General features: G+C 43.2%; 19 protein-coding genes. 3 read left to right on the plus strand and 16 right to left on the minus strand.

Annotated features, from left to right (window positions below):
• Positions 1-227: 227 nt before the first annotated feature.
• On the plus strand, positions 228-1,835 hold the full coding sequence (locus tag OGM16_01495; protein UYJ46980.1) for a CTP synthase: 1,608 nt from the start codon (positions 228-230) through the stop codon (positions 1,833-1,835).
• Between the two features lie 112 nt (positions 1,836-1,947).
• Entirely contained in the window at positions 1,948-2,187 is a 240-nt protein-coding gene (locus OGM16_01500; GenBank protein UYJ46981.1) for a hypothetical protein, read from the plus strand.
• Positions 2,188-2,319: 132 nt separating this feature from the next.
• Here the strand turns inward: OGM16_01500 and OGM16_01505 are convergent, their stop codons facing one another.
• From OGM16_01505 to OGM16_01525, 5 genes are all read right to left on the minus strand, one after another.
• Positions 2,320-3,063 (minus strand): amino acid ABC transporter ATP-binding protein, encoded by a 744-nt coding sequence (locus OGM16_01505; protein UYJ46982.1) that lies wholly within the window; start codon positions 3,061-3,063, stop codon positions 2,320-2,322.
• The gene (locus OGM16_01510; protein UYJ46983.1) at positions 3,063-3,854 is read right to left on the minus strand and encodes an amino acid ABC transporter permease; all 792 of its coding nucleotides are present in this window, start codon (positions 3,852-3,854) and stop codon (positions 3,063-3,065) included. The genes OGM16_01505 and OGM16_01510 overlap by 1 nt, the downstream gene beginning before the upstream one ends.
• A 25-nt stretch (positions 3,855-3,879) precedes the next feature.
• A complete protein-coding gene (locus OGM16_01515; GenBank protein ID UYJ46984.1) occupies positions 3,880-4,791 on the minus strand; it encodes a transporter substrate-binding domain-containing protein in 912 nt (303 codons plus the stop codon).
• A gap of 283 nt (positions 4,792-5,074) precedes the next feature.
• Positions 5,075-5,977: a class B sortase gene (gene srtB, locus OGM16_01520; protein ID UYJ46985.1), complete on the minus strand. Its 903-nt coding sequence runs from the start codon at positions 5,975-5,977 to the stop codon at positions 5,075-5,077.
• A gap of 12 nt (positions 5,978-5,989) precedes the next feature.
• Complete coding sequence (locus tag OGM16_01525; protein UYJ46986.1) at positions 5,990-6,862, minus strand: hypothetical protein; 873 nt, start codon at positions 6,860-6,862, stop codon at positions 5,990-5,992.
• 275 nt (positions 6,863-7,137) lie between these two features.
• On the opposite strand from OGM16_01525, the gene OGM16_01530 reads away from it, so the two are divergent.
• The gene (locus tag OGM16_01530) at positions 7,138-8,409 is read left to right on the plus strand and encodes an SARP family transcriptional regulator (protein UYJ46987.1); all 1,272 of its coding nucleotides are present in this window, start codon (positions 7,138-7,140) and stop codon (positions 8,407-8,409) included.
• 210 nt (positions 8,410-8,619) lie between these two features.
• Here the strand turns inward: OGM16_01530 and OGM16_01535 are convergent, their stop codons facing one another.
• From OGM16_01535 to OGM16_01585, 11 genes are all read right to left on the minus strand, one after another.
• Positions 8,620-10,053 (minus strand): L,D-transpeptidase/peptidoglycan binding protein, encoded by a 1,434-nt coding sequence (locus OGM16_01535; GenBank protein ID UYJ46988.1) that lies wholly within the window; start codon positions 10,051-10,053, stop codon positions 8,620-8,622.
• Between the two features lie 56 nt (positions 10,054-10,109).
• Complete coding sequence (locus OGM16_01540; GenBank protein ID UYJ46989.1) at positions 10,110-10,829, minus strand: peptidylprolyl isomerase; 720 nt, start codon at positions 10,827-10,829, stop codon at positions 10,110-10,112.
• 302 nt (positions 10,830-11,131) lie between these two features.
• Positions 11,132-13,756, minus strand: coding sequence for a pyruvate, phosphate dikinase (gene ppdK / locus OGM16_01545; protein UYJ46990.1), 2,625 nt, complete (start codon positions 13,754-13,756; stop codon positions 11,132-11,134).
• A 658-nt stretch (positions 13,757-14,414) separates the two neighbouring features.
• Positions 14,415-15,107 carry an aspartate/glutamate racemase family protein gene (locus OGM16_01550; protein UYJ46991.1) on the minus strand — a complete coding sequence of 231 codons (693 nt, stop codon included), beginning with the start codon at positions 15,105-15,107 and terminating at the stop codon, positions 14,415-14,417.
• A gap of 314 nt (positions 15,108-15,421) precedes the next feature.
• A complete protein-coding gene (locus tag OGM16_01555) occupies positions 15,422-16,111 on the minus strand; it encodes a response regulator transcription factor (GenBank protein UYJ46992.1) in 690 nt (229 codons plus the stop codon).
• Positions 16,108-17,604: a HAMP domain-containing histidine kinase gene (locus tag OGM16_01560; protein UYJ46993.1), complete on the minus strand. Its 1,497-nt coding sequence runs from the start codon at positions 17,602-17,604 to the stop codon at positions 16,108-16,110. The genes OGM16_01555 and OGM16_01560 overlap by 4 nt, the downstream gene beginning before the upstream one ends.
• A gap of 371 nt (positions 17,605-17,975) precedes the next feature.
• A complete protein-coding gene (locus OGM16_01565) occupies positions 17,976-19,364 on the minus strand; it encodes a glycine--tRNA ligase (GenBank protein UYJ46994.1) in 1,389 nt (462 codons plus the stop codon).
• A 48-nt stretch (positions 19,365-19,412) separates the two neighbouring features.
• Positions 19,413-20,003, minus strand: coding sequence for a hypothetical protein (locus tag OGM16_01570; GenBank protein UYJ46995.1), 591 nt, complete (start codon positions 20,001-20,003; stop codon positions 19,413-19,415).
• A gap of 76 nt (positions 20,004-20,079) precedes the next feature.
• Positions 20,080-20,754: a DNA repair protein RecO gene (recO, locus tag OGM16_01575; protein UYJ46996.1), complete on the minus strand. Its 675-nt coding sequence runs from the start codon at positions 20,752-20,754 to the stop codon at positions 20,080-20,082.
• Positions 20,755-20,812: 58 nt separating this feature from the next.
• Positions 20,813-21,724 (minus strand): GTPase Era, encoded by a 912-nt coding sequence (gene era, locus OGM16_01580; GenBank protein UYJ46997.1) that lies wholly within the window; start codon positions 21,722-21,724, stop codon positions 20,813-20,815.
• Between the two features lie 12 nt (positions 21,725-21,736).
• Complete coding sequence (locus tag OGM16_01585) at positions 21,737-24,685, minus strand: insulinase family protein (protein ID UYJ46998.1); 2,949 nt, start codon at positions 24,683-24,685, stop codon at positions 21,737-21,739.
• Between the last annotated feature and the right edge of the window lie 58 nt (positions 24,686-24,743).

The following is a 24,743-nucleotide window of genomic DNA, read 5'->3' on the forward strand; positions in this document are numbered from 1 at the left end:
TAATGTGAGTCTATCCATAAATCAAGGAAAGAACTATTAAAATTCTGAAAACAAAGGCACCATTTTCCCCTTCATCTCCACTTTAGATTCTTAGTTTTTTAGGTTTTTTACATTTTTTTGAAAAAACTCCCTAGATTTCTGATTTTTATAGTTGTATAATAGACCAGTTTTTAAAAAAACCGTAAATAAAAACCTATACATTCCACCACAAAAGGAGGTTCCCCACTATGCCAGTAAAATACGTATTCGTAACCGGCGGTGTTGTATCCGGACTTGGAAAAGGCATTACCGCTGCTTCCCTTGGCCGTCTTTTAAAGGCCAGAGGCTACAAAGTTACCATGCAGAAATTTGACCCCTACATCAACATCGACCCAGGTACCATGAACCCGGTACAGCACGGCGAAGTCTTCGTCACAGACGACGGCGCTGAAACTGACCTTGACCTTGGACACTATGAGCGTTTCATTGATGAAAGCCTGACTAAAAATTCCAATGTAACTACCGGTAAGGTTTACTGGACCGTTCTGCAGAAAGAACGCCGCGGAGACTTTGGCGGAGGTACGGTACAGGTCATCCCCCACATCACCAATGAGATCAAAAGCCGTTTCCACCGCAATTACAATGATAACGAAACTGAGATCGCCATCATCGAAGTTGGCGGTACTGTTGGCGACATCGAAAGCCAGCCATTCTTAGAGGCGATCCGCCAGTTCCAGCACGATGTTGGTCCAGGCAACACCTGTCTCATCCACGTCACCCTTATCCCTTATTTAAAAGCATCTGAAGAATTAAAGACCAAACCAACCCAGGCAAGCGTAAAAGATCTGCAGGGAATGGGTATCCAGCCAGACATCTTAGTATGCCGTTCCGAGCATCCATTAGATGACAATATCAAGAGCAAGATCGCATTATTCTGCAATGTACCAAAGACCCATGTGCTCCAGAATCTGGACGTGGAAGTTCTTTATGAGGTTCCTCTTGTAATGGAAGAAGAACATCTGGCACAGGTTGCCTGCGAATGCTTAAATCTGCCATGTCCACAACCAGACTTAAAAGACTGGACTGCTATGATCGATGCATGGAAACATCCTGAAAAAAATGTAACTATTGCACTGGTAGGAAAATACACCCAGCTCCACGATGCCTACATTTCTGTTGTAGAGGCATTAAAACACGGTGCAGTTGCCAACAGAGCACAGGTACACATTAAATGGATCGATTCCGAAAATGTAAATCCTGAAAACGTTGAAGAACAATTAGGTGATGTTTCCGGCATCCTGGTACCAGGCGGCTTCGGAGACCGCGGTATTGACGGAATGATCTGCGCTATCCGCTATGCAAGAGAACATAAGGTCCCATTCCTCGGTCTCTGTCTTGGCATGCAGCTTTCCATCGTAGAATTTGCAAGAGATGTGATCGGCTGGAATGACGCTCACAGCGTGGAATTAGATCCTGCTACTACCCATCCTGTGATCCACCTGATGCCAGACCAGGACGGTATTGAAGATATCGGCGGTACCTTAAGACTTGGTTCTTATCCATGTGTTCTGGATAAAAATTCCAGGTCATACGCCCTTTACGGCGAAGAAACCATCCATGAACGCCACAGACACCGCTATGAAGTAAATAACGATTACCGTACCTTCCTTACAGAGCACGGTATGATGTTATCTGGTATGTCTCCTGACAACCGTATCGTAGAAATGATCGAACTGCCAGATCACCCATGGTTTGTAGGAACCCAGGCTCACCCAGAACTTAAGTCCCGTCCAAACCGCCCACATCCGCTGTTTAAGGGATTCATTGAGGCATCTTTAAAAAACCAGGACAAATAATAACAGCAGATACCTGCATCACCTGACTGAATAAAAACCATCAAAAAAACACATCCTGTTTACAGCAAAACAGATCACTGATCCAAAAGCTGCTTACAGGAGGTGTTTTTTTATGAAAAAATGCAATTTCAAAGACAGTTCTGATCCCAAAAACAAAACAGTCCAAAATCCCTTTGATGACTCAGATATACAGGCATGCTCTGCTACTGACTGTACCGGCCTGATCCCATCACTGCCACAGGATGAAGGTGAAGTGGAGGCATATGAGGATCTTTATCCTTATATTGCCAAAGTAAAAAACGTTGTAAAAACAACAAAACACAATTTTTCTCACCGGCATCAGACAGAATGAGACCCTCAATTCTGCAAAAAAAGCCTGTGCCGCTGCCACTCCGGCAGCCTGCACAGACCGCTTCTTACACTCAGGTTCCCCGCGCTGACGCGCTCCACTGCCTGCTAACGCAGGGGGCCCCTTCCTTATCTCTTATTTCTCATGCATAAATCTTCCAAGGAATTCCTTGGTCTGTTCTCTCTGGGGATTTGCGAAGATATCTGCCGGTGTTCCCTCTTCCACGATAACACCGTTTGCCATATAAACAACATGTGTAGACACATCTCTTGCAAATGCCATTTCATGGGTAACGATGATCATGGTCAGGCCTTCTTTTGCAAGCTTGCGCATAACTTCCAGAACCTCTCCAACCATCTGTGGATCCAGTGCGGATGTGGGCTCGTCAAACAGCAGTACTTCAGGCTCCATAGCCAGGGCTCTTGCAATCGCTACACGCTGTTTCTGGCCACCGGAAAGCTGTCTTGGTTTTGCATTGATATAAGGAGCCATGCCAACTTTTTCCAAATAATACATGGCCTTCTGCTTTGACTCTTCCTTACCCTTCTTTAATACCTTAACCTGTCCCACCATACAATTTTCAAGAACCGTCATATTGTTAAACAGGTTAAAGCTCTGGAATACCATACCAACTCTGGAACGGTATTTCGGTGCATTTACCTTTGCATCAGCAATATTATTTCCATGATATAAGATCTCGCCGGTAGTCGGTGTTTCAAGTAAATTTAAGCAGCGCAGTAAAGTGGACTTACCAGAACCGGAAGCTCCGATAATACAGGTAACATCCTTGCTGTTTACAGTAAAATCAATATCCTTTAAGACCAGATTTGTACCAAAGGTCTTGCTTAAATGGCGGATCTCCAAAATCTTTTCGCTCATTACTGCTCCTCCTTCTTATCATCTGGATAACGGTACATACCACTGGTATAAGCCAGTGTATCAGTAGTTGCCAGATCAAAGTTATCTGCACCATCCATCTTCTTCTCCCACAGACGCAGTAATCTGGAGCAGGTAAATGTCATGATAAAATACATGATCATGGTAATGGTATAGGTCTCAAAGTTCATATAAAGAGCTCCCGCAGCTGCCTTTGTCTTATACAGCAGCTCTGCTACACCGATCACAGAAAGAACACAGCTGTCCTTAATATTGATGATCAGGTTGTTGCCGATCTGGGGCATCAGGTTGCGGAGAGCCTGAGGCAGGATCACATAGATCATGGTCTGAACATGGGTCATACCGATGGATTTTGCTCCCTCCGTCTGTCCCGGATCAATGGAAAGGATACCGCCTCGTACAGTCTCTGCCATATAGGCACCTGTATTAATAGATAAGATAAAATAAGCAGCCTGAGTAATGGTAGAGTTAATTCCCAGCAAAGGCATAAGGCCATAATAGATAAACATAGCCTGGGCCATCATAGGTGTACCCCTGAAAAACTCTACATAGGCATTTAAGATCAGACGTACCACCCATAAAAATCCCTTCTTTAAAGGATTATCCCCTTTTTCAGAAGGAATGGTCTGGACAATACCTACGGCAAAACCAATGAGGCATCCTACCAGCGTACCTACTAATGCGATCTTTAAGCTGACACCTGCCCCCTGCAGCATAGACATGCCGTAGCGGTTGAATACGACCATTACACGGCCCATAAAATCTGTTGGCATAATTTTCTCCTTTTTATCCCTTCAATTAGTTTGCCAGAGGCTGTACAGAAATTGCCTCATCCATCATTGCAGAGAAATCATCTTTTGTCATCTTGGACAGAACACTGTCAATAGCTTCCTTTAACTCAGTATTACCCTTCTTTAAAGAAATACCAATATTGATGTCCTCATCTGTTACCTGGAAATCATTTTCGCCGCCACCAAATTCAAGAAGCTTGAAATCCGGGTAAGCAACTAAAGCACCTTTACCAGTTGGCTGGTCAGTTACCACCAGATCACACTTATCAGCATTTAAAGACATCAGCATATCCGGTGCACTTGCTGTTGCTGCTAAGATATTAGCATCTTTGATCTGTGGAAGGCATGTATCATACCAGATCGTACTCTGCTGGGAAGTACAGGTAGCACCTGCCAGATCAGCTACGCTCTTTGCATCAGCATACTTGCTGCCGTTCTTAACCAGGGTAACAATGGTTGCATAGTAATATGGCTCAGTAAAGTCAACTGCCTGAAGACGCTCTGTTGTAATGGACTGACCAGCAATAACGCAGTCAACCTGTCCTGTGCTTACAGCAGGGATCAGTGAATCCCAGTCAAGGCGGACGATCTGCAGATCATATCCTAACTCATCACAGATCTTCTTAGCCATCATAACATCATATCCATAAGCATATTCATTACTGTCATTGATCGGTACAGCACCATTGGAATCATTTGGCTGTGTCCAGTTATATGGTGCATATGCACACTCCATTGCTACCTTTAAAACCTTCTTTTCGCCAGATTCAGCAGCAGCTTCCTTAGATGTGCTTTCTCCCGCTGCGCTTGTCTGCTCTGCTGGAGCTGCTGTATTACTTCCGCCGCATGCTGTTAATGCACCTGCTGCCATTATTCCAGCAAATGCCAGGCTCATTATTCTCATTACATTTCTTTTCATAATTGTTCTCTCCTTTATGCCTGTAATTTGAAAGTCTGATATCAAAAAACACCTGTCTTCATACCAAACAGACATGTCACCTTGGTGGTAACATCACCATAAATGAAAGCCATACCCGTTACCAGGTATGACTTCTTCGTTTTCCTTGGCTTCTTTTGCGAAACAGCCTTCCTGACTGCTGATTTTTATATAAATCAGCATTTGCCCGCTTAGTATAGCATAACTGCTCCGCTTTTCCAATAGTAATTTTATTCTAACATGCCATATTTTCCACTATATTTTCCTACTTTTTCCCAGTTTCCTTAGAAACTGCCTCTGCTTCCTCTGCCTTTTTGATCATCAGGTCTGTCATCTTTTGCTGATACTCTTCATCCGCCGTGATCTCATTTCCCTCTTCATCTGCCTCTACAGCAAACAGAAAAGTTCTTGCATCATTGATCTCATAGCTGCAGGTTACAAATGTATACAGTGCTTTCACCGGGTATTCTACGGTTTCTGCATAGGAGCATGGGGCGATCATCTCTTTTACAAACTCATCAAAAGCTTCCTGACTCTTAAAACGGGTCTTGCGCACAATAGGCTTTGCCTCTCCATAATAGCAGGATACCGCCTTTAAACGTATCTCCCGTTCAGGAGTATAAATAGAAAAATACTGATGCTCTTTAAAATAAGAAGGATCTTTATAGCGGACAATATCTTTAAACATGCTTCCGTTCTTCATATTGTGTCCGTAAAGGATATTATTTCTTCCCTCAAAATCTCCTTCGCTTTCATAATCCAGATAAATACTTCCGGCTACACTTGCTTCCCCGTTGAAATCATGTTTCAGGTAAAAATCATTATCTGTTCCCTGTACAATAGGATAACTGATCTTCGTATCCGGAATATGGATCCAGCCGATAGTATCAGGATTTTCCTCTTTTAATTTTTCAAAATCATAGGGTGACTGGTATTCCTCTTTTTCAGGTTCTGTCTCCAGTTCCTGTTTTTCCGTTTCTTCTATTGTAATGGTCTCCTGGGTTGTCTGGGCAGCTTCCCTTGCAAGACGTTCATACTCTTCCTGGGCTCTTTTATCTGCAAGATAACTGTGCAAAGTCAGGCCGCCGCTTACTAAAAACACCAGAAGAGCAACGCAGACCACTATTTTCCACAGAGTACCTCTGCCGCTTTTTTTGTTGTCTTCCATGCTTTCTTTCCTTTATGCTGTATAAATCTGCTTTTTCACTGTTTTTTTCTGCCACTGTCCGGATCTTGCCACTGCCTCGTGCATCAGTAAAAGCAGTTCCATAAAGCTTCTAAAGCTTACCTGGCAGCGTTTTTCCTTCCAGCTAATGGTTCCCTGCCATGTGGCATTTCTGCGGAACAGTACACGTACTACAAAAGTTGCCGGACCATAATTTCCATTTTCCACATAGAAGCTGCGCGGGATGATCACAGAATGTTCCTTTGCATTTTCAGGAAGAGGATCAATCATCTCTGCAATCTTTTCCCTTAATTCAAATTCATTATAGAAGATCCTGCGGTCTTCTACTGCAGGATGAGATACATCACCACTCATATTATGGTCTTCATAATTGCGCACTGCTACTTCACACATCTTTTTTCCAAGACCATATGGAAGCCTGGTAACTCCTGATCCCAGCTGTTGGTCAAAAAAGTCCATCAGCTCCATAAAACTGTCAAAACGGCTTTTAACTTCACTGCCCAGCTGTTCGATCACTCCCTGCCAGGAAGCATAGTAGCGGTACTGTACATGAAGACGGAAATCTGCCAGTTTTCCCGTATTTTCAGGCTCTAACATCTCCATACGGTTTTCTGTCTCATCTTCCATCAGATCCAGCCAGTCTTTTTTTCCGAAATTGCGCGGATCCACACTCTTCATAGGATAATGGATCTCATCAAACAATTCCTCTAACACAAACACCATTTCTGACAGGCTGTAAAAAGCAATGCCACCATTTTTGCTTTCATGATAGATTCTTCCTTTTAAGATCCTCTTTTCAAAATCATCAACAGCAATATGAACCTGTCGATAAGAGTTAGGTATGGATCCAGTTTTCGCTATTGACATTTTCTCACCCACTTTTCTGTTTCGTACCATCTCAATATAGTCATTATTATATAGGTTACTATTTTATACCATGATGCCGGGCAGGTGTCAAAAGGGTTTTAACACCTATACTACTATCAGTATACCAGACAGTGGTTACAAAACGGTTACAAAACACTACGGTTTTTGTATTTTTTTCAGGAATAAACTGGACATTTTTAAACCGCATAGTTATACTTAAGATATGTATTTAACGTTCATATCTTAAATTTATATAGATAAGGAGACTTGTCATTATGCCATCTTCTTCTGATCAGAAACCAATGATCTATGTACAAACTCTTGGCGGTTTTTCCATTAAAACAGGAGACCTTCAGATCAACGATAACAGAAACCAGTCAAAAAAGCCATGGGCCTTACTGGAATATCTGATAGTTTTCCAGAAAAAAGAGATCAGCCCTGCAGAACTGATCCACATTATCTGGGCAGATGAAACGGGAGCCAATCCAAGTGGTGCATTAAAGACCCTTATGTTCCGCTCCCGCAAACTGTTAGAGCCACTGGGAATCTCCCCACAAAAGCTTTTAGTCCAGCAAAGAGGCACCTATGCCTGGACCCAGGAATATCATACAGTCCTTGACATTGATGAATTTGAATCCATCTGCAACAAGGCCTTAAGCAGTTCTCTTTCTGCTGAAGAAAGCCTTAAACTGTGCCTGGATGGCCTGGCTCTTTATAAGGGAGACTTCCTACCAAAATCAGAATATGAATCATGGGTCATTCCCATCAGCGCTTATTATCATTCTCTGTACCAGAAGCTGGTTTACAAGACCATTCAGCTGCTTTTGGACAAACAGGCTTACGGACAGATCACTTCTGTCTGCCAGACAGCCATCGGGATTGAACCCTTCGATGAAGAATTCCATTATTATCTGGTCTATTCTTTATTTAAAGACGGACATACAAGTCAGGCATTAGAAGAATACAGCAACACCTTAGATATGTTTTATAATGAATTTTCCATTTCACCAACGGAACATTTTAAGGACCTGTATAATACCATCCGCAACAGCGAACGGGGTATCAATACCAATCTTGACTCCATACAGACTGCTTTAAACGAAGAAGGCAGCGGCGGGGCTTTCTACTGTGAATATCCGGTATTTCGTGATCTTTTCCAGTTAGAGCGCCGTTCCATCCAGCGTACCGGTGATTCTATTTATCTGTGTCTGCTGACCATTACCGGTATTGATGGAAACGTTCCAAAAAGCATGATCCTACAAAAAGCTATGGAGCACTTAAATACCTCTATTTTAAACTCCTTACGGTGCAGTGATGTTTTCACCCGCTACAGTATCAGCCAGTATCTGATCCTGCTTCCTACTGTAACAGCTGAAAAAGGCGAAATGGTATTAAAACGCATCATCACAAACTTCCGCAAACTGTATAACCGCAAAGACATTACTGTAGAGATGCGCTTACAGCCTATCCTTCCCTGGAAAAATGTACCTTTAAAAGAAACTCTGGAATATGGGGAAATGACACCTGAAACAGATGAAACGATATAAAACGATATTGGGGGCAAAAGGTATTTTGCCCCCTCTGATACTGAATTGCTACGTGCTTTGCACTCCCGCAATTTTAAAAACAGATGGAGCCAATATGGTCCCATCTGTTTTTGTATGTCCATATTACACAGTGACGGTTCCTGCCGACAGCAAAAAAGCTCTGCCCTGCAATGCCCACATTCCGACAATACTGGGATGTGATCTCATCTCTTATGGTGTGCAGATCACCGGTATTCCCTTATAAAGCATATCATAAAAGGCCGGAACACTTGCAGGCGGAAGATTTACGCAGCCATGGCTTCCACTTGTCTGATAAATCGTTCCTCCAAACTTATTTCTCCAGGAAGCATCATGAAATCCGATACCACCATTAAATGGCATCCAGTAATCCACATGGCTTTCATATTCATACTTGCCGTTATCCAGTTTCTTTCCCCGAAGGATACGGTCTTTTTCCTTATAAGTCAGACTGTAGATACCATCTGGTGTAGTATATGCCTTTGACACATTTCCAGTTACGCAAGGAGCATCCCACACACAGGCACCATCTTTGATCATGTACACATGCTGTCCGGCCAGATCTACCTGCACATAAGTATTTCCCCAGTCACTGCCTGTTCTGGAAGCTGCACTCTGGCTGTAAACAGGCTCTCTGTCTGCGCTGTCACCATTCTGCCATACAGAGCCGCTCTGAATCAGCTCTGTAAGTGCTGCGATCTCACCTGCCTGGTCGATCTTCCAGCCATAAGGGCCGGTAAGCTGATACTCAGCGCCAGATACCCCTGTAAAGGTACGCATCTTTCCTGCTGTATCATAAGCCGCTGCCAGATTTGCCACAAACGCAGCAACTTTCTCCTGATCCAAGGTTACCTGACCATTACTGCTTCCTGTTATCCAGCTGGATATAGTCTCACCGGAAAGCACTTCTGATGCATCTCCAAATACATATCGCAGCTGTTTTTTCCTGCGGCTGTTCATGGCATCACATAAAGCCTTCAGATTTTCATCGTTTTCCCAGACACCAACCGTACGGTAGCAACCGGTTTCTTCTAATGAAACTTCTTTACTGCCGGATCTCACCACTGCTGTGAGCACCTGCTTTGTCTTTTCCGGATCTACGTCATTTCCCTGTACTGCCGGGATAATGGTAAAATCCTTGCCTTCTTCATATGGGGAAATAGATGCATCTTTCGTAGTTATAATGCTTCCGTCACTGATACAGGATAATCCGCTTATCTTGCTGTTTAACGCTTCTTCATTATATCGGGCAGACACTTCCATTGTGTGGGTATTATTCCCGGAAGGTCCTGCCACACGACCGGAAGCATTTTGGTTGTCTAAGATTTCCTGGATATTGCCGGAAACCGTTACCTGATAGCCGATATCGCTACCTTTAATGCTCTCCTCTTTTCCATTTTTTTCCTTTATGCGAAGACTGTACTCCCCGGCATAAAAACCTTCAATCCTGCTTTTCGCCTCATCCGGTGTAAGTCCCCCTACACCTATTCCATTGATTTTTGTGCCTGAAACCAGTCTGGATGTATCACTTTCATCTGCAAAAGCTCCTATGGTAGCAGCTAAAGACAATGCCAGTGCTGACAGGACTGTTAAAAGCAATTTCTTTTTTCCTACATTTTTTCTCATTCTTTTACCCCTTTTCAGGTATATGTTCTCTTGAAACCTTTCCTGAAGCTGCCACATTAATCGATCACTTTAATACTCTCGATCACCGGCTGATTTTCCTTTGCAACTGTTCCGTTGTTATCTTCTACCTTAGTATCTTCACAAATGGCATCTACCACTTCCATACCATCTGTTACATAACCAAAGCAGGCATATTCACCATCTAAGAAAGTGCTGTCTTTATGCACAATAAAGAACTGGGAGCTTGCACTATCCTTACGCTGGGACCTTGCCATGGAAATAGCCCCTCTTGTATGGGATAATGTATTTTTCACGCCATTAGAGTCAAATTCACCTTTGATCTCACGCTCAGAACCGCCCATACCAGTGCCCAACGGATCACCCCCCTGGATCATAAAACCACTGATAATGCGATGGAAAGTAAGTCCGTCATAAAAACCATTTCCAACCAGATCAAGGAAGTTTGCAACAGTAACAGGAGCTGCATCTCCATCTAATTCTACGTTAATAGTGCCGTAATCTTTTACATTGATCTCTACATGGTGCTTTCCGGCAGCTGCCCTCAGATCCAGTTCACTGTTTTCCTCTGCTGCTTCTGTAGTTTCACTGACTGCTGCCTGGGTTGTCTTATCTGTTTTTTCTGTTTCTTTTGTATCTTCTACCTTTGCAGTTGTTTCAACTGCAGTTGTTCCTGCCGCATTATCCTTTGTACTGCAGCCTGCTAATAACATAGCAGATGCTGCTGCCATCAGGCAGATCTTCATCCATTTTTTCATTTTTTGTTATAATTCCTTTCTCTACTATGAAAGTGTTGCCAAGTAGCTATAATGTCTGCATATCTGAACGAAAAGACATATAGGCATCTGGCAGCCGGGACACCAGCTGTTCCCAGCATAGCATTTTCACCTCATACAGTAAAGCGTTTCACAAAAATATCAAACTTCCGTAAGATTTATTAAGAAAGATTTTTTCTGTATACATCCGCCAAAAGCAACAGCGCCGAAGTTTCCTCCGACGCTGTCACTTTTATCCCTTATATAACAATTTTTAATCGATCAGCCTGTTTTAATCTCTGTAATTAATCTTCCAGAGCTGCCTGTGCTGCTGCTAAGCGGGCGATCGGTACACGGAATGGTGAGCAGGATACATAGTCCAGTCCAATCTTATGGCAGAATTCTACGGAGCTTGGGTCACCGCCGTGCTCGCCGCAGATACCAACATGAAGTTCAGGACGTGTAGCCTTTCCTAACTTAATAGCCATTTCCATCAGCTTGCCTACACCAGTCTGATCCAGTTTTGCAAATGGATCATTCTCGAAGATCTTAGCATCATAGTAAGCATTTAAGAACTTGCCAGCATCATCACGGGAGAATCCGTAAGTCATCTGGGTTAAGTCATTGGTACCGAAGCAGAAGAATTCAGCATCCTTAGCGATCTCATCAGCAGTTAAAGCTGCTCTTGGGATCTCAATCATAGTACCAACTTCATATTTCAGATCAACACCAGCTGCTGCGATCTCAGCATCAGCGGTCTCAACAACGATCTTCTTAACATACTTTAATTCCTTTGTATCGCAGATCAGAGGGATCATGATCTCTGGGCAAACATTCCAGTCTGCATGAGCCTTCTTAACATTGATAGCTGCACGGATAACAGCTCTTGTCTGCATCTTGGCGATTTCAGGATAGGTAACAGCCAGACGGCAGCCACGGTGTCCCATCATTGGGTTGAATTCGTGAAGCGCATCACAGATAGCCTTGATCTGTTCAACAGTCTTGCCCTGTGCGTCAGCCAGCTTCTTAATATCCTCTTCCTCAGTAGGAACGAACTCATGCAGAGGCGGATCCAGGAAACGGATGGTAACTGGGTTGCCTTCCAGAGCTTCGTACAGCTTCTCGAAATCTCCCTGCTGTTCAGGTAAGATCTTCTCCAGAGCTGCTTCTCTTTCTTCTACTGTTTCAGAGCAGATCATCTCACGGAATGCATCAATTCTGTTGCCCTCAAAGAACATATGCTCTGTACGGCAAAGACCAATACCTTCTGCGCCAAGCTCTCTTGCCTTTGCAGCATCTCTAGGAGTATCTGCATTGGTACGAACCTGTAATCTTCTATATTTGTCAGCCCATGCCATGATTCTTCCGAATTCACCAGCAATAGTAGCATCTACAGTTGGAATAATGCCATCGTAGATCTTACCGGTAGAACCATCAATAGACATCCAGTCACCTTCATGGTATTCTTTTCCAGCCAGAACGAACTTCTTGTTCGCTTCATCCATAATGATCTCGGAACAGCCGGATACACAGCAGGTACCCATACCACGTGCAACTACAGCTGCATGGCTGGTCATACCACCACGGACAGTCAGGATACCCTGAGCAGCCTTCATACCTTCAATATCTTCAGGAGAAGTTTCCAGACGGACCAGAACTACCTTCTCACCTTTAGCCTTCCAAGCCTTTGCATCTTCTGCTGTGAACACGATCTTACCGCAGGCAGCACCTGGTGAAGCAGCCAGTGCCTTAGCTACAGGCTCTGCTTTCTTCAGTGCAGCAGCATCAAACTGAGGATGAAGCAGTGTATCCAGGTTACGTGGATCGATCATCTTAACTGCTTTCTTCTCATCGATCATGCCTTCATCAACTAAATCACATGCGATCTTTAATGCAGCCTTTGCAGTTCTCTTACCATTACGTGTCTGTAACATGTACAGCTTTTTGTCCTCAATGGTGAACTCCATGTCCTGCATATCTCTGTAGTGATCTTCCAGAGTATGGCAGATACCTACGAACTGCTCATAAACTTCTGGCATAACTTCCTTTAACTGGTCGATCTTTTGAGGTGTACGCACACCAGCTACTACGTCTTCGCCCTGTGCATTCATCAGGAACTCGCCCATTAAATGTTTCTCACCAGTTGCTGGGTCACGGGTAAATGCAACACCAGTACCGGAGGTCTCACCCATGTTACCAAATGCCATCATCTGTACATTTACTGCAGTACCCCAGGAATATGGGATATCGTTGTCACGACGGTAAACATTTGCTCTTGGGTTATCCCATGAACGGAATACAGCCTTGATTGCTTCCATTAACTGCTCCTTAGGATCAGTTGGGAAATCTTTTCCGATCTTTTCTTTATATTCAGCCTTGAACTGCTCAGCCAGATCATGAAGATCTTCTGCAGTCAGCTCAACGTCCTGCTTAACGCCTTTTTCAGCTTTCATCTTATCGATGAGTTCTTCAAAGTATTTCTTTCCGACTTCCATAACAACATCGGAGAACATCTGGATAAATCTTCTGTAGCAGTCCCATGCCCAACGTGGATTGCCGGACTTCTTAGCCAGAACATCTACTACTTCTTCATTCAAACCTAAGTTCAGAATGGTATCCATCATACCAGGCATAGATGCTCTTGCACCGGAACGAACGGAAACCAGAAGTGGATTTTCCCTGTCACCAAACTTCTTGCCGGTGATCTCTTCCATCTTTCCGATATATTCCATGATCTGGCCCATGATCTCATCATTGATTTTTCTGCCATCTTCATAGTACTGTGTACAAGCTTCTGTTGTAATTGTAAATCCCTGAGGAACCGGTAAACCAAGATTTGTCATCTCAGCCAGGTTTGCACCTTTGCCTCCCAGAAGATTTCTCATGTTTGCATTACCTTCACTGAACAAGTAAACCCACTTTGTTGCCATAAGTCTTTTCCTCCTCTAATATAGCAGTCCGTCAGGTCCCTTTTTTCCTGACTGCCGCCGGCTTAGCTTAGGACAGAACCAATGATTCATTTCGTCCGTCCAACGTGTTTATTATATCACAAAGTTTTTTTCAGTAAACCCTTTTGGAGGCAAAACTTTGAAAAAATTTGTTAATTTTACTGTAAAAACATGTGTAAGCGCTTCCACTTTCTGTCATTTTCACATATGCGTTGTTGATTCGTATTTGCGAATAGGTACTATGTACAAAAAAATATATATGATGTAAGTGGCAAAATTTACTTTTGACACTCACATCATATGATGTTGGGGTCAAAAGGTATTTTGACCCCTCTGATACCGAATTGCTACGTGCTTTGCACTCCCGCAATTCTAAAAACATTCGTAATCCGCTCATTTTTCTTCAAAAAATGGCTCCTTACTCATGTTTTTGGCGGGTCCCAAGGTCATAAATCCTCCTGCAAGCAAGCTTGCAACGGATTTATGACCTTTTGACCCTGGTATCATCATATATACGTCCAACACATTACTTACTGCTCCGGGTGCAATTTCTTTGCTTCAAACTTCTTCCCTGTGTAAATAGATGGCATCTGCCAAAAAAACCTGCATCAGTGCCTAAACACCAATACAGGTCTCAAAATTAATCTTCCATTGCAATCTTTGCCGCTCTCTTTGCATGAATCACAGTTGTGTCAAATACAGGAATAGAAACATCGGACTGACTGATCAAAAGGCCTATCTCCGTACAGCCTAAAATAACACCATCAGCTCCTTTTTCTTTCAATTTTTCAATAATATCCTGAAATTTTTTCCGGGACTCTTCCGTTATTGTTCCTACGCATAGTTCATTAAAAATAATGGAATTTACCGTTTCTATTTCACTCTCTTTTGGGATCAGTACATCGATTCCTCTGTCCACCAGTCTTTTTTTATAAAAATCCTGTGTCATTGTATATTTGGTTCCCAGAAGTCCTACCCGTTTAATACGCGCTTTATCCAGTTCATCTGCAGTAGCATCTGCAATATGTATGATCGGAACCTTTATCATAGACGCGATCTGAGGTGCTACCTTATGCATGGTATTGGTGCAGATCAGGATAAAATCTGCGCCGGCTGTTTCAAGTGCCTGTGCAGCTTTTCCCAGGATCTCACCGCTTTCTTCCCATCTATTTTCGGACTGGCATTTTTCTATTTCATCAAATTCAACGCTGTAAAGAATGATCTTTGCTGAATGCAGTCCTCCCATTTTCTTCTTTACTTCTTCATTTATGATCCGGTAGTAGGGAATCGTACTTTCCCAGCTCATGCCACCGATCAACCCGATCGTTCTCATATTTTTACCCCCTCAATATCTTTTTCATTCTGCTGGCGCAGCCGCTTGTTTTTCCCTGTGTTCTCGTCCACTCACGAATCCCGCGCATTCGCGCTCTACTGCCTGCTTTCGCAGGCGGAACCTTCGTTAATGGTCCAAGAAAAACAAATGCCACCTTCGGTGTCGCTTGTTTTTCTTTTGGACTCATAAAATCTTATACTCAGGTTCCCCGCGCATTCGCGCTCCACTGCCTGCTTTCGCAGGCGGAACCTTCGTTAATGGTCCAAGAAAAACAAATGCCACCTTCGGTGTCGCTTGTTTTTCTTTTGGACTCATTATATCTTAAATCTGTATCCTACGCCCCAGATTGTTTCTATATACTGAGGCTTTGCTGTATTAAACTCAATTTTTTCCCTGATCTTCTTAATATGCACAGTAACTGTAGCGATATCTCCAATAGACTCCATATCCCAGATTTTGGAGAAAAGCTCTTCTTTCGTAAATACGTGATTAGGATTCTGGGCAAGGAAGGAAAGCAGGTCAAATTCCTTTGTTGTAAAGGTCTTTTCTTCCCCATTGACCCATACTCTTCTGGCAGTCTTATCGATCTTTAAACCACGGATCTCAATGATCTCGTTTGACGGCTGGCCACTTCCTACCAGCCGCTCATATCTTGCCATATGCGCTTTTACTCTGGCTACCATCTCACTTGGACTGAATGGCTTTGTAATATAGTCATCTGCTCCTAGACCCAGACCGCGGATCTTGTCAATATCTTCTTTCTTTGCGGAAACCATGATGATAGGGGTGTTTTTTATCTCACGTACACGGCGGCAGATTTCAAACCCATCTGTTCCCGGAAGCATCAGATCCAGGATCAACAGGTCATATTCCTCCTTTAATGCCCGTTCCAAGCCGTCTGTCCCATTATTTTCTATCTCCACTTCAAAGCCTGACAGTTCCAGATAATCCTTTTCCAGCTCTGCAATGCTTTCCTCATCTTCTACGATCAGTATTTTGCTCATTCCTGAATAACCTCCTGATATTTTCTTAAAACAAAGTGCACCTCTGTTCCGATCCCTTCTTTACTGGTGGCCCAGATACGGCCGCCGTGGTCTTCAATGATCTTGCGCACAATAGACAGTCCAATGCCGCTTCCACCCTGAGAAGAATTTCTGGAAGAATCCGTACGGTAGAACCGGTCAAAGATATTAGGCAGATCCTTTGCAGCAATGCCTTTTCCATTATCTTCGATCTCTACCTGGATGAAATCCCCGTCATCCTTGATACGGATATTGATAATGCCCTTTTTCTTGTCCAGATATTTCACAGAATTACCAATGATATTGTTGATCACACGCTTCATCTGCTCTGCATCGGCGATCACTACCACATCTTCATCTACATAGTTAAAATATCCCAGTTCAATACCTCTGGCTTCCATATCCAGTCCTACTTCTTCCACACAATCCCTGAAATACTGTGAAACGTTGATCTTTGAGAAAGTATAGGGGATCTTGTTTGTATCGATCTTGGAATAAAAGGTCAGCTCATCAATAAGACGGTCCATGTCATTGGCTTTATTATAAATAGTCCGGATATATTTATCCAGCTTTTCCGGTGAAGATGCCACTCCGTCCATAATACCTTCTACATAGCCCTTGATCGCCGTGATAGGAGTCTTTAAGTCATGGGAGATATTACTGATCAGCTCTTTGCTTTCTTTGTCATACTGGATTTTTTCCTCTGCGCTTTCTTTTAAACGCATACGCATTTCTTCGAAATCCTGGCACAAATGGCCGATCTCATCATCTGCATCCACATCCAGGGTAAATTCCAGATTGCCGTCACGGATCTTCTTTGTGGCTTCCTGAAGCTTGTTTAATGGGCTTAGGATCGACTGATAGACCCAGAAAGTCAGGGTAATTCCAGCGATCAGAAGGATCATGACTCCTAAAAAGAGCATTTCCCTGATCATGTATTTTACTTCCGGCAGCAGATCATCCACATTGGAAATAATAAATACGCTTCCTTCTGTCTTATCTGGAAACTGAAAATCCATCTGCTTTACAAGATGCTGGCTCTCACCATCTAAGTATATACCACCCTCTAAATCTCCCTGAAGGATATCAAATTCTGGCAGCTGTTCACACAGCTGGGACTTATTTTCTTCATCTGTATCACCAAAATAAATGATATCTGTTCCTTTACGCACTACCAGATAGGCGTAATGCTTCTGAAGTTCTGCATTAACCTCATCTAAGTGGCCTGTATCTTCATATAATTCCGGCTTCTTATCCAGCTCTTCCCGGATCACCTGCTGTACCCGGCGGGTCAGACGGTTAAACACCTGTGTCGAATTTCCGCTTAAAAGATCTACCTGTTCTGTCAGTCCATACTCTTTTGTAAAGGAACGTGCCTGATGATCATTGATGGCAAAAAAGGACACAAAGATCAGAATCATAGGAACAATAGTGATGATCATAAATGCAACCGCCAAGCGGGTCTTTAATTTCATGGATATACCTCCGGTTTGTCGCAGCCAAGACTCAGGTTCCCCCCGCTTGTGTGCTCTGATTCCTGCCGTGGCAGGCGGGATCTTCGTTAATGTCTTGTTTTTTTCCCTGGGCTCATTATATCTTATACTCACGAATCCCGCGCATTCGCGCTCTACTGCCTACTTTCGCAGGCGATTCGTTCGTTAATGGCTTGTGAAAAACAAATGTCTGCTGCGCAGCCGCTTGTTTTTCCCTGCGCTCATTATACCATACTTATTGGATCCCGTTTATAAAATCATTCTAAAAAATGCCCTCTTCCCAATAACAGGAAAGCGGGCATTTTAAATTTAAATATAATGTTATAAGGCAGATGCAAATAATATTTACATTATTAGAACATAAACTTGTCAGCAAAGTAATCCTTTAACTCAGCGATCGGGATACGAACCTGCTCCATGGTATCTCTGTCACGGACAGTTACAGCATGGTCTTCTTCTGAATCGAAGTCGTAGGTTACGCAGAATGGAGTACCGATCTCATCCTGTCTTCTGTAACGCTTACCAATGTTGCCTCTGTCATCAAATTCACAGTTGAAATACTTGCTCAGCTCAGCATATACCTTTTCTGCTCCTTCATTTAACTTCTTGGACAGTGGCAGAACACCTACCTTTACAGGTGCCAGAGCAGGGTGGAAGTGAAGAACAGTTCTTACATCTCCTTCTCCGATTTCCTCCTCGTCATACGCTGCACACAGGAATGCTAAGGTTACACGGTCAGCACCCAGTGAAGGCTCAATTACATATGGGATATACTTTTCCTTGCTCTCATCATCAAAGTAAGTCATGTCCTGTCCGGATACAGTCTGATGCTGGGTCAGGTCATAATCAGTTCTGTCTGCAATACCCCAAAGCTCGCCCCAGCCAAATGGAAACTGGAATTCCAGGTCAGTAGTAGCCTTGCTGTAGAAGCACAGCTCTTCCGGAGAATGATCTCTTGCACGCATCTCGTCTGGCTTGATGCCTAATTTCTGCAGCCAGTCAATACAATATTGCTTCCAGTAAGCAAACCATTCAAGGTCAGTACCTGGCTTGCAGAAGAATTCAAGTTCCATCTGCTCAAACTCTCTGGTACGGAAAGTAAAGTTGCCAGGTGTAATCTCGTTACGGAAGGACTTACCAATCTGTCCGATACCAAACGGAACTTTCTTTCTGGAAGTTCTCTGTACATTCTTGAAGTTTACGAAAATACCCTGGGCAGTCTCCGGACGAAGATATACAGTATTTTTGGCATCCTCGGTTACACCCTGGAATGTTTTAAACATCAGGTTGAACTGACGGATATCTGTGAAATCATGGGCACCGCAGCTTGGGCAGCAGATATGCTTGTCTTCGATGTACTGCTTCATCTGTTCCTGGGACCAGCCATCTACAGAACCTTCCATCTCAATACCATGCTCATCGTTGTAATCTTCGATCAGCTTATCAGCACGGAAACGCTCTTTACACTGCTTACAGTCCATTAAAGGATCTGAGAAACCACCCAGATGTCCGCTGGCTACCCATGTCTGGGAATTCATTAAGATAGCACAGTCAACACCTACGTTATAAGGGCTTTCCTGTACGAATTTCTGCCACCAGGCCTTCTTCACATTGTTCTTCAGCTCAACGCCCAGATTGCCGTAATCCCAGGTATTTGCAAGACCGCCATAGATCTCAGAACCCGGATATACAAAACCTCTGTTTTTTGCAAGAGCTACGATTTTTTCCATTGTCTTTTCCATATCAGTATCCTCTCTTTATATGATCTGCTTATCTGTAAACTGCCATTTCTACTCAGTTACGATCACACTTGTTCCGGAACCTGTTTTAATAAAATGTCCGTCATTGACTGTACAGCTTCCGTCTGCATCCAGTATCTTTCCTTCTGTCTGTACCATTCCTTCTCCCTGTAGTACAACAGCAAAAGAACCATGGATCTCAATACCTGCAGCCTTCAGCTCTTCTGAAAGTTCCTCCGGTGTGCCGGTCTTGACCTCTGCAAATGGCATGGTATCATCTCCTGTTTCCCCGGCAAAATCCACAAGGCTTTCACCACTGTCATAAGAAGTAATAAGTACCGCTTTTCCATTTTCCAGACTTCCTGAAACCAGAGTCACCGGCTCTTTTGAGTTTTCTGTTCCTTTGGCTTCATTATATTCCTTTATCTTTTCAGATGCAAAGTCTAAAAGTTCTTCTTTGGAATAACTGCCGCCTTCATAATGTTCCACGCTGACCCACTGAATACTGCCATCTTTTGTAATATAAAGACAGCTTTCTTCTGTTTCTGGTCCTTTTGCGTTTTTTGCAGATAAGCCTTCACAGCCTCCAAGCATAAGCACTGCTGTCACAGCAACAGCTGCTGCAAGAAGTTTTTTCTTCATTCTCTTCTTTTTCCTTTCAGACATATGGCATATTATATCCTTTGAATAGCATAATTTCAAGCCCTTTAGCGCATTTTCAGCTAATAGGACTGGTCATTTTGCCTCCTGCAAGCACTTCTAAGATCTCCAAAGACTTAAACTCATGGTGTATGTACTCCTCCATGGCATGCTGTACTTCCCTGGAAAATTCCCTTAAGACATCTTCTTTTAGTGTAAATGTATACAGGGAACCTAATGGCGTTGCGATGACATACTGCCATGCATAGACACAAGACTCCGACACTCTTCCTTCCGGCTCCTGTGTATACACGCCGTTAATGACCATGGCACGAAGCTCAAAAATGCGCCGTACCAACGGGTTGGGCAGAGCTTCTTTGCTTAATGCTTTTAAAGATACGTATAAAAGATTTAAAAACTCTGTCCCGTCCATATTTTCATCAGAAAGCCAGGAAGCCACTTCCAGAAAATAAGCCCCATAGCAGGCCCCTTCCATGTCAGCAGACAATTCATCAAAATAATTGGTGATCTGCGCGGACTGAAGGTTATAGGCGGATCTGCCTTCATATACCTGAAAGGTTCCAAAAGAAAAAGGCCGGCTGGCTGCCATAAGGCTGCTTCCCGGTCTTCTCACACCATGGGCAAATGCGGTTATCTTTCCTTTTTCCCGGGTCAGAAGTACTAGCCGTCTGTCATAGTCACCAGAGGGCGCACTTAAAAGGACCATTCCTGTAACATTTAAAACATCCCTCATGCCGCGCCCTCCTTTCTCATTTCATGTTCTCCTGGAATCTTTCTGTGCCTGATTCCTTTTATACGTCCTTCTGGTCGTATCCGTAATTTTTCATGTAAAGCTCACTGTCTCTCCACTCTTTTCTTACCTTTACCCAGAGCTGGAGATTTACTTTTGTCTCCATCATGTTTTCGATCTCGCGGCGGGCTACTGTTCCGATCTTCTTTAACATAGAGCCGCCTTTTCCGATGATAATACCCTTGTGGGACTCACGTTCGCAGACAATGCTTGCTTCAATATCAATAATGCCATTGGAACGCTCTTTCATCTGTTCAATAACAACGGCGATCCCATGAGGGATCTCATCATCTAACAGGCGCAGTGCTTTTTCACGGATCAGTTCTGCCGCGATCTGGCGCATTGGCTGGTCAGTTACTGTATCTTCATCATAAAACTGGGGGCCATAAGGCAGATACTTAAAGATCAGGTCTAAAAGCAGATCTGTATTTTTCTCCTTTAAAGCGGATAATGGCACAATTTCTGCGAAATTACATACATCTTTATAAGCAGCAATAAAAGTCAGTATCTCTTCCTGTACCTTAACAGTGTCGATCTTATTAATGACCAGTATCACCGGTGTGCTTACCTTAGAAAGCTGCTCTGCAATATGGCGCTCACCTGCACCAATAAAAGTAGTCGGTTCTACCAGCCATAAAACCACATCAACTTCCTTTAACGTATGCTCAGCCACATTGACCATGTATTCACCCAGCTTGTTTTTTGCCTTGTGGATACCCGGTGTATCAAGGAAAATGATCTGTCCCCTGTCATCAGTGTAAACGGTCTGAATCCTGTTTCTGGTAGTCTGGGGCTTGTCAGAGGTGATCGCGATCTTCTGACCGATCAGATGATTCATCAGTGTGGACTTGCCAACATTTGGGCGTCCGATCAATGTTACAAATCCTGATTTTTTCTGTTTGTTTTCTTCCATTCTTTTCTCCTATTAGTGAAACAGTTCTTTTACTTCTTTGAACATATTATGGTCTGCTTCGATCTGCTGTTCATTTCCAATAACACAGAAAGCACCTGTTTTTAAGATGGAATCCAGGATATCTGCTAATGCACGGATATCATCCTGAGTCACATCCAGGATCTGGTTTCTCTTTTTCTGTACCATTTCATCCGTAATTTGGGATAAATAGGCAGTCAGATTCCTGGAACCTTTTACTGCCGGGCTTAATGGCGTATCTACGCTGCTCATGGAGCCGATCACATATTTAGTCATATCCCTCTCATCAATAGAGAAATTTTTTAAATATTCCGGTATTCCTTCGTAGATCTTATCTGTAGCCGCAAGCTTCGGGTCTCTGTAGGATACCAGACAACCGGTTCCGCTTCTTCCAAAGCTGCTCATGCAGCCATATGCACCGCCGATGACACGCAGGTTCTGCCATAAATATTCATAATTCATGATGACCTTTAATACTTCCAGGGCTCCGGTATAAGCTTCGGCATCAAAGGAACCGCAGCGTGCCACGTAATTCACCTTTGAAGAGGTCTTAAATCCTTCATTTTTCAGCTCCGGCGTAAATTCAAAAGTATATCTCTTACTTGGTCCACTACTTAATGCAGCCTTAAATTTCTTTAATTCTTCCGGCAGAGCCTTGTAGCCTTCCTCGTCTGCGGTATAACTTACCATAAGATTATCTGCTGCAAACAGCTTACCTGCAGTTTCTTTCAGCTTTCTGGCCAGCTCCTTGCGGAAATTCTCATCCTTGCTGTAGGCAGCTGCTGTTTTTTCCAGAAAATGGAAATATTCAATTCCGCCTGTCATGTCATCAAAAGCTCTTACCGGTGAAAAATAGGAGCATGCTCTTGCAACTGCTGCACTGTGGGAAGCACCTTCTAAGCGCATTCTGGATCTGGAACGCATCTCATCTAAGATTTCACCCAGACGTTTCTCATCATCTAATTTTGAAGCAGTAAGTATTTCTTTGATAATGTCAAAAGCAAAGCCGGCTTTTTCGTAAAGAACCTTTATGCCTGCTGTAAAAGCACCCTTGAAAGCTCCATTTTCTCTTAAGTTTTCCCAGGAAGAAACATAGAGATCAAGTCCACCGCTGTTTAAGTGGATCTCACTGGTCAGATCACGGTAGGTAAAGTTTTCTGTATCTACATAGCCTAAAACAGACTTTAAAAGGGATGCATAAGGCAGATCTTCTTTTGGGATCACATTCATATCAAACAGCAGTTTGATATAGGCAATACCGGAAGTAAACATGGGACTGTGGATCACCTTTGTTCCATCTTCCTCTTTTACCTTATAGGAAAATGGTTCTGACTGGCGTTTGATATCTTCTCTGCCAAGCATAGGGATCTTCTCCAGATCCTCTTTCGCAGAAGGTTCTTCCTGATATGCCTTAAGCTCTGCCGTTTCTTTTACCAGAGCTTTTATCTGTTCCTCACTTAAGGATTTTTTGAAGCTTTCCAGACGCTCTGCCAGTTCTGAATCTTCTCTTGCAGTCAGATCAATTTCCGGGCTTACGATCACAACTGCCTCGTGAGGATTGTCTAAAAGATAATCTTTGATCAGCTGTTCAAAATAACCTTCCTGTGCCGCCTTTTTCAGATAGTCAAAGGTCTTCTGATACTGTAAATGGAGCATTGGATCTGCATCATACAGCCAGCTGTCCATAGACCAGAGACCATACATCAGTCCCTTTGGGGCAGAGCCATAATCTGCTTCCCTGTAACGGAATTCATAGTAATTCAAACCTGCCAGCAGGCTCTTTTTGTCAATCCCCTGATCAGCCAGTTTTCTCAAAGTGCCTTTTACAACAGATAAAAATTCACCCTTCTGCTCTTTATTTGCATTTTTTGCAACAACAGAGAAATATGGTTGTAAAATGCCATTTTCATAGCCGCCCATAATATCCTGACCGATATGTGCATCAATAAGCGCCTGCTTTAACGGTGCACCCGGCGCACTGATAAGAGTGTAGTCTAAAATCTGGAAAGCAACATAGAGGACCGGATCAATATCAGTTCCTACTACTGTATTTAAAGACAGGTAGGTGTTATCCTCTGTGCCTTCATTTGCTGTGACAGAATAAACCGTTTCCTTCTCAACCGGTTCTGAAAATGGTTTCTGCAGCGCAATAGAAGAATCTAAGTTATAGTCATTTTTGTCATAAGCAAATAAATATTCTTTGTCCAGCCATAAAAGCTTTTCTTCCATGTCCATATCACCATAGAGATAAATATAGCTGTTGGCTGGATGATAATAATCTTTATGGAACTGAATAAACTGTTCGTAGCTTAAGTTTGGGATCACTGCCGGATCACCGCCGGATTCATTGTTATATGGAGTATCCGGGAAAAGTACAGATGAAGTAAAACGCTCTAATACGCTTTCCGGTGATGAAAAAGCACCTTTCATCTCATTGTATACAACACCGTTGACTGTTAGAGGTTCATCTTCTGAAGGCAGTTCATAGTGCCAGCCTTCCTGTTTGAATATCTTTGGCTCTTTGTAAATGGACGGGTGAAATACGCCGTCTAAATACACGTCCATCAGGTTCTGGAAATCTTTATCATTGCAGCTGGCTACCGGATATACAGTCTTGTCCGGATAGGTCATTGCGTTTAAGAAGGTATTTAAAGATCCTTTCACAAGTTCTACAAAGGGATCTTTTACCGGAAACTTTTCAGAACCTTCCAGTACACTGTGTTCTAAAATATGAGGCAGTCCGGTACTGTCTGCAGGCGGTGTCCTGAATCCGATTGAAAATACTTTATTATCGTCGTCATTGCTCATAAGGAACAGTCTGGCGCCACTTTTTCTATGTTCCAGTACTATTCCTTCAGAATTCATTTCTTCTATAAAACGATGGTCTTTTACCTCATAGGCAGAAAGATTTTCTACCTTTTCAAGCATCTGCTGTCTGTTCATTTCGAATCGCTCTCCTATCTTATTCGTTTTCCACGGTTTTTAAAACTCCCCGCCACTC

The organism is Lachnospiraceae bacterium (assembly GCA_025758065.1).
In the GTDB taxonomy this organism is placed as follows: domain Bacteria; phylum Bacillota; class Clostridia; order Lachnospirales; family Lachnospiraceae; genus Enterocloster.

Bases quoted from the DNA above. Each gene is read 5' to 3' on its own strand.
- OGM16_01560 (UYJ46993.1), bottom strand. From the start codon at position 17,604: ATGAAATTAAAGACCCGCTTGGCGGTTGCATTTATGATCATCACTATT.
- OGM16_01570 (UYJ46995.1), bottom strand. From the start codon at position 20,003: ATGAAGAAAAAACTTCTTGCAGCAGCTGTTGCTGTGACAGCAGTGCTT.
- OGM16_01585 (UYJ46998.1), bottom strand. From the start codon at position 24,685: ATGAACAGACAGCAGATGCTTGAAAAGGTAGAAAATCTTTCTGCCTAT.
- OGM16_01555 (UYJ46992.1), bottom strand. From the start codon at position 16,111: ATGAGCAAAATACTGATCGTAGAAGATGAGGAAAGCATTGCAGAGCTG.
- OGM16_01525 (UYJ46986.1), bottom strand. From the start codon at position 6,862: ATGTCAATAGCGAAAACTGGATCCATACCTAACTCTTATCGACAGGTT.
- OGM16_01550 (UYJ46991.1), bottom strand. From the start codon at position 15,107: ATGAGAACGATCGGGTTGATCGGTGGCATGAGCTGGGAAAGTACGATT.
- OGM16_01530 (UYJ46987.1), top strand. From the start codon at position 7,138: ATGCCATCTTCTTCTGATCAGAAACCAATGATCTATGTACAAACTCTT.
- OGM16_01540 (UYJ46989.1), bottom strand. From the start codon at position 10,829: ATGAAAAAATGGATGAAGATCTGCCTGATGGCAGCAGCATCTGCTATG.
- OGM16_01505 (UYJ46982.1), bottom strand. From the start codon at position 3,063: ATGAGCGAAAAGATTTTGGAGATCCGCCATTTAAGCAAGACCTTTGGT.
- OGM16_01565 (UYJ46994.1), bottom strand. From the start codon at position 19,364: ATGGAAAAGACAATGGAAAAAATCGTAGCTCTTGCAAAAAACAGAGGT.
- OGM16_01500 (UYJ46981.1), top strand. From the start codon at position 1,948: ATGAAAAAATGCAATTTCAAAGACAGTTCTGATCCCAAAAACAAAACA.
- OGM16_01510 (UYJ46983.1), bottom strand. From the start codon at position 3,854: ATGCCAACAGATTTTATGGGCCGTGTAATGGTCGTATTCAACCGCTAC.
- srtB (UYJ46985.1), bottom strand. From the start codon at position 5,977: ATGGAAGACAACAAAAAAAGCGGCAGAGGTACTCTGTGGAAAATAGTG.
- OGM16_01495 (UYJ46980.1), top strand. From the start codon at position 228: ATGCCAGTAAAATACGTATTCGTAACCGGCGGTGTTGTATCCGGACTT.
- ppdK (UYJ46990.1), bottom strand. From the start codon at position 13,756: ATGGCAACAAAGTGGGTTTACTTGTTCAGTGAAGGTAATGCAAACATG.
- OGM16_01515 (UYJ46984.1), bottom strand. From the start codon at position 4,791: ATGAAAAGAAATGTAATGAGAATAATGAGCCTGGCATTTGCTGGAATA.
- OGM16_01535 (UYJ46988.1), bottom strand. From the start codon at position 10,053: ATGAGAAAAAATGTAGGAAAAAAGAAATTGCTTTTAACAGTCCTGTCA.
- recO (UYJ46996.1), bottom strand. From the start codon at position 20,754: ATGAGGGATGTTTTAAATGTTACAGGAATGGTCCTTTTAAGTGCGCCC.
- era (UYJ46997.1), bottom strand. From the start codon at position 21,724: ATGGAAGAAAACAAACAGAAAAAATCAGGATTTGTAACATTGATCGGA.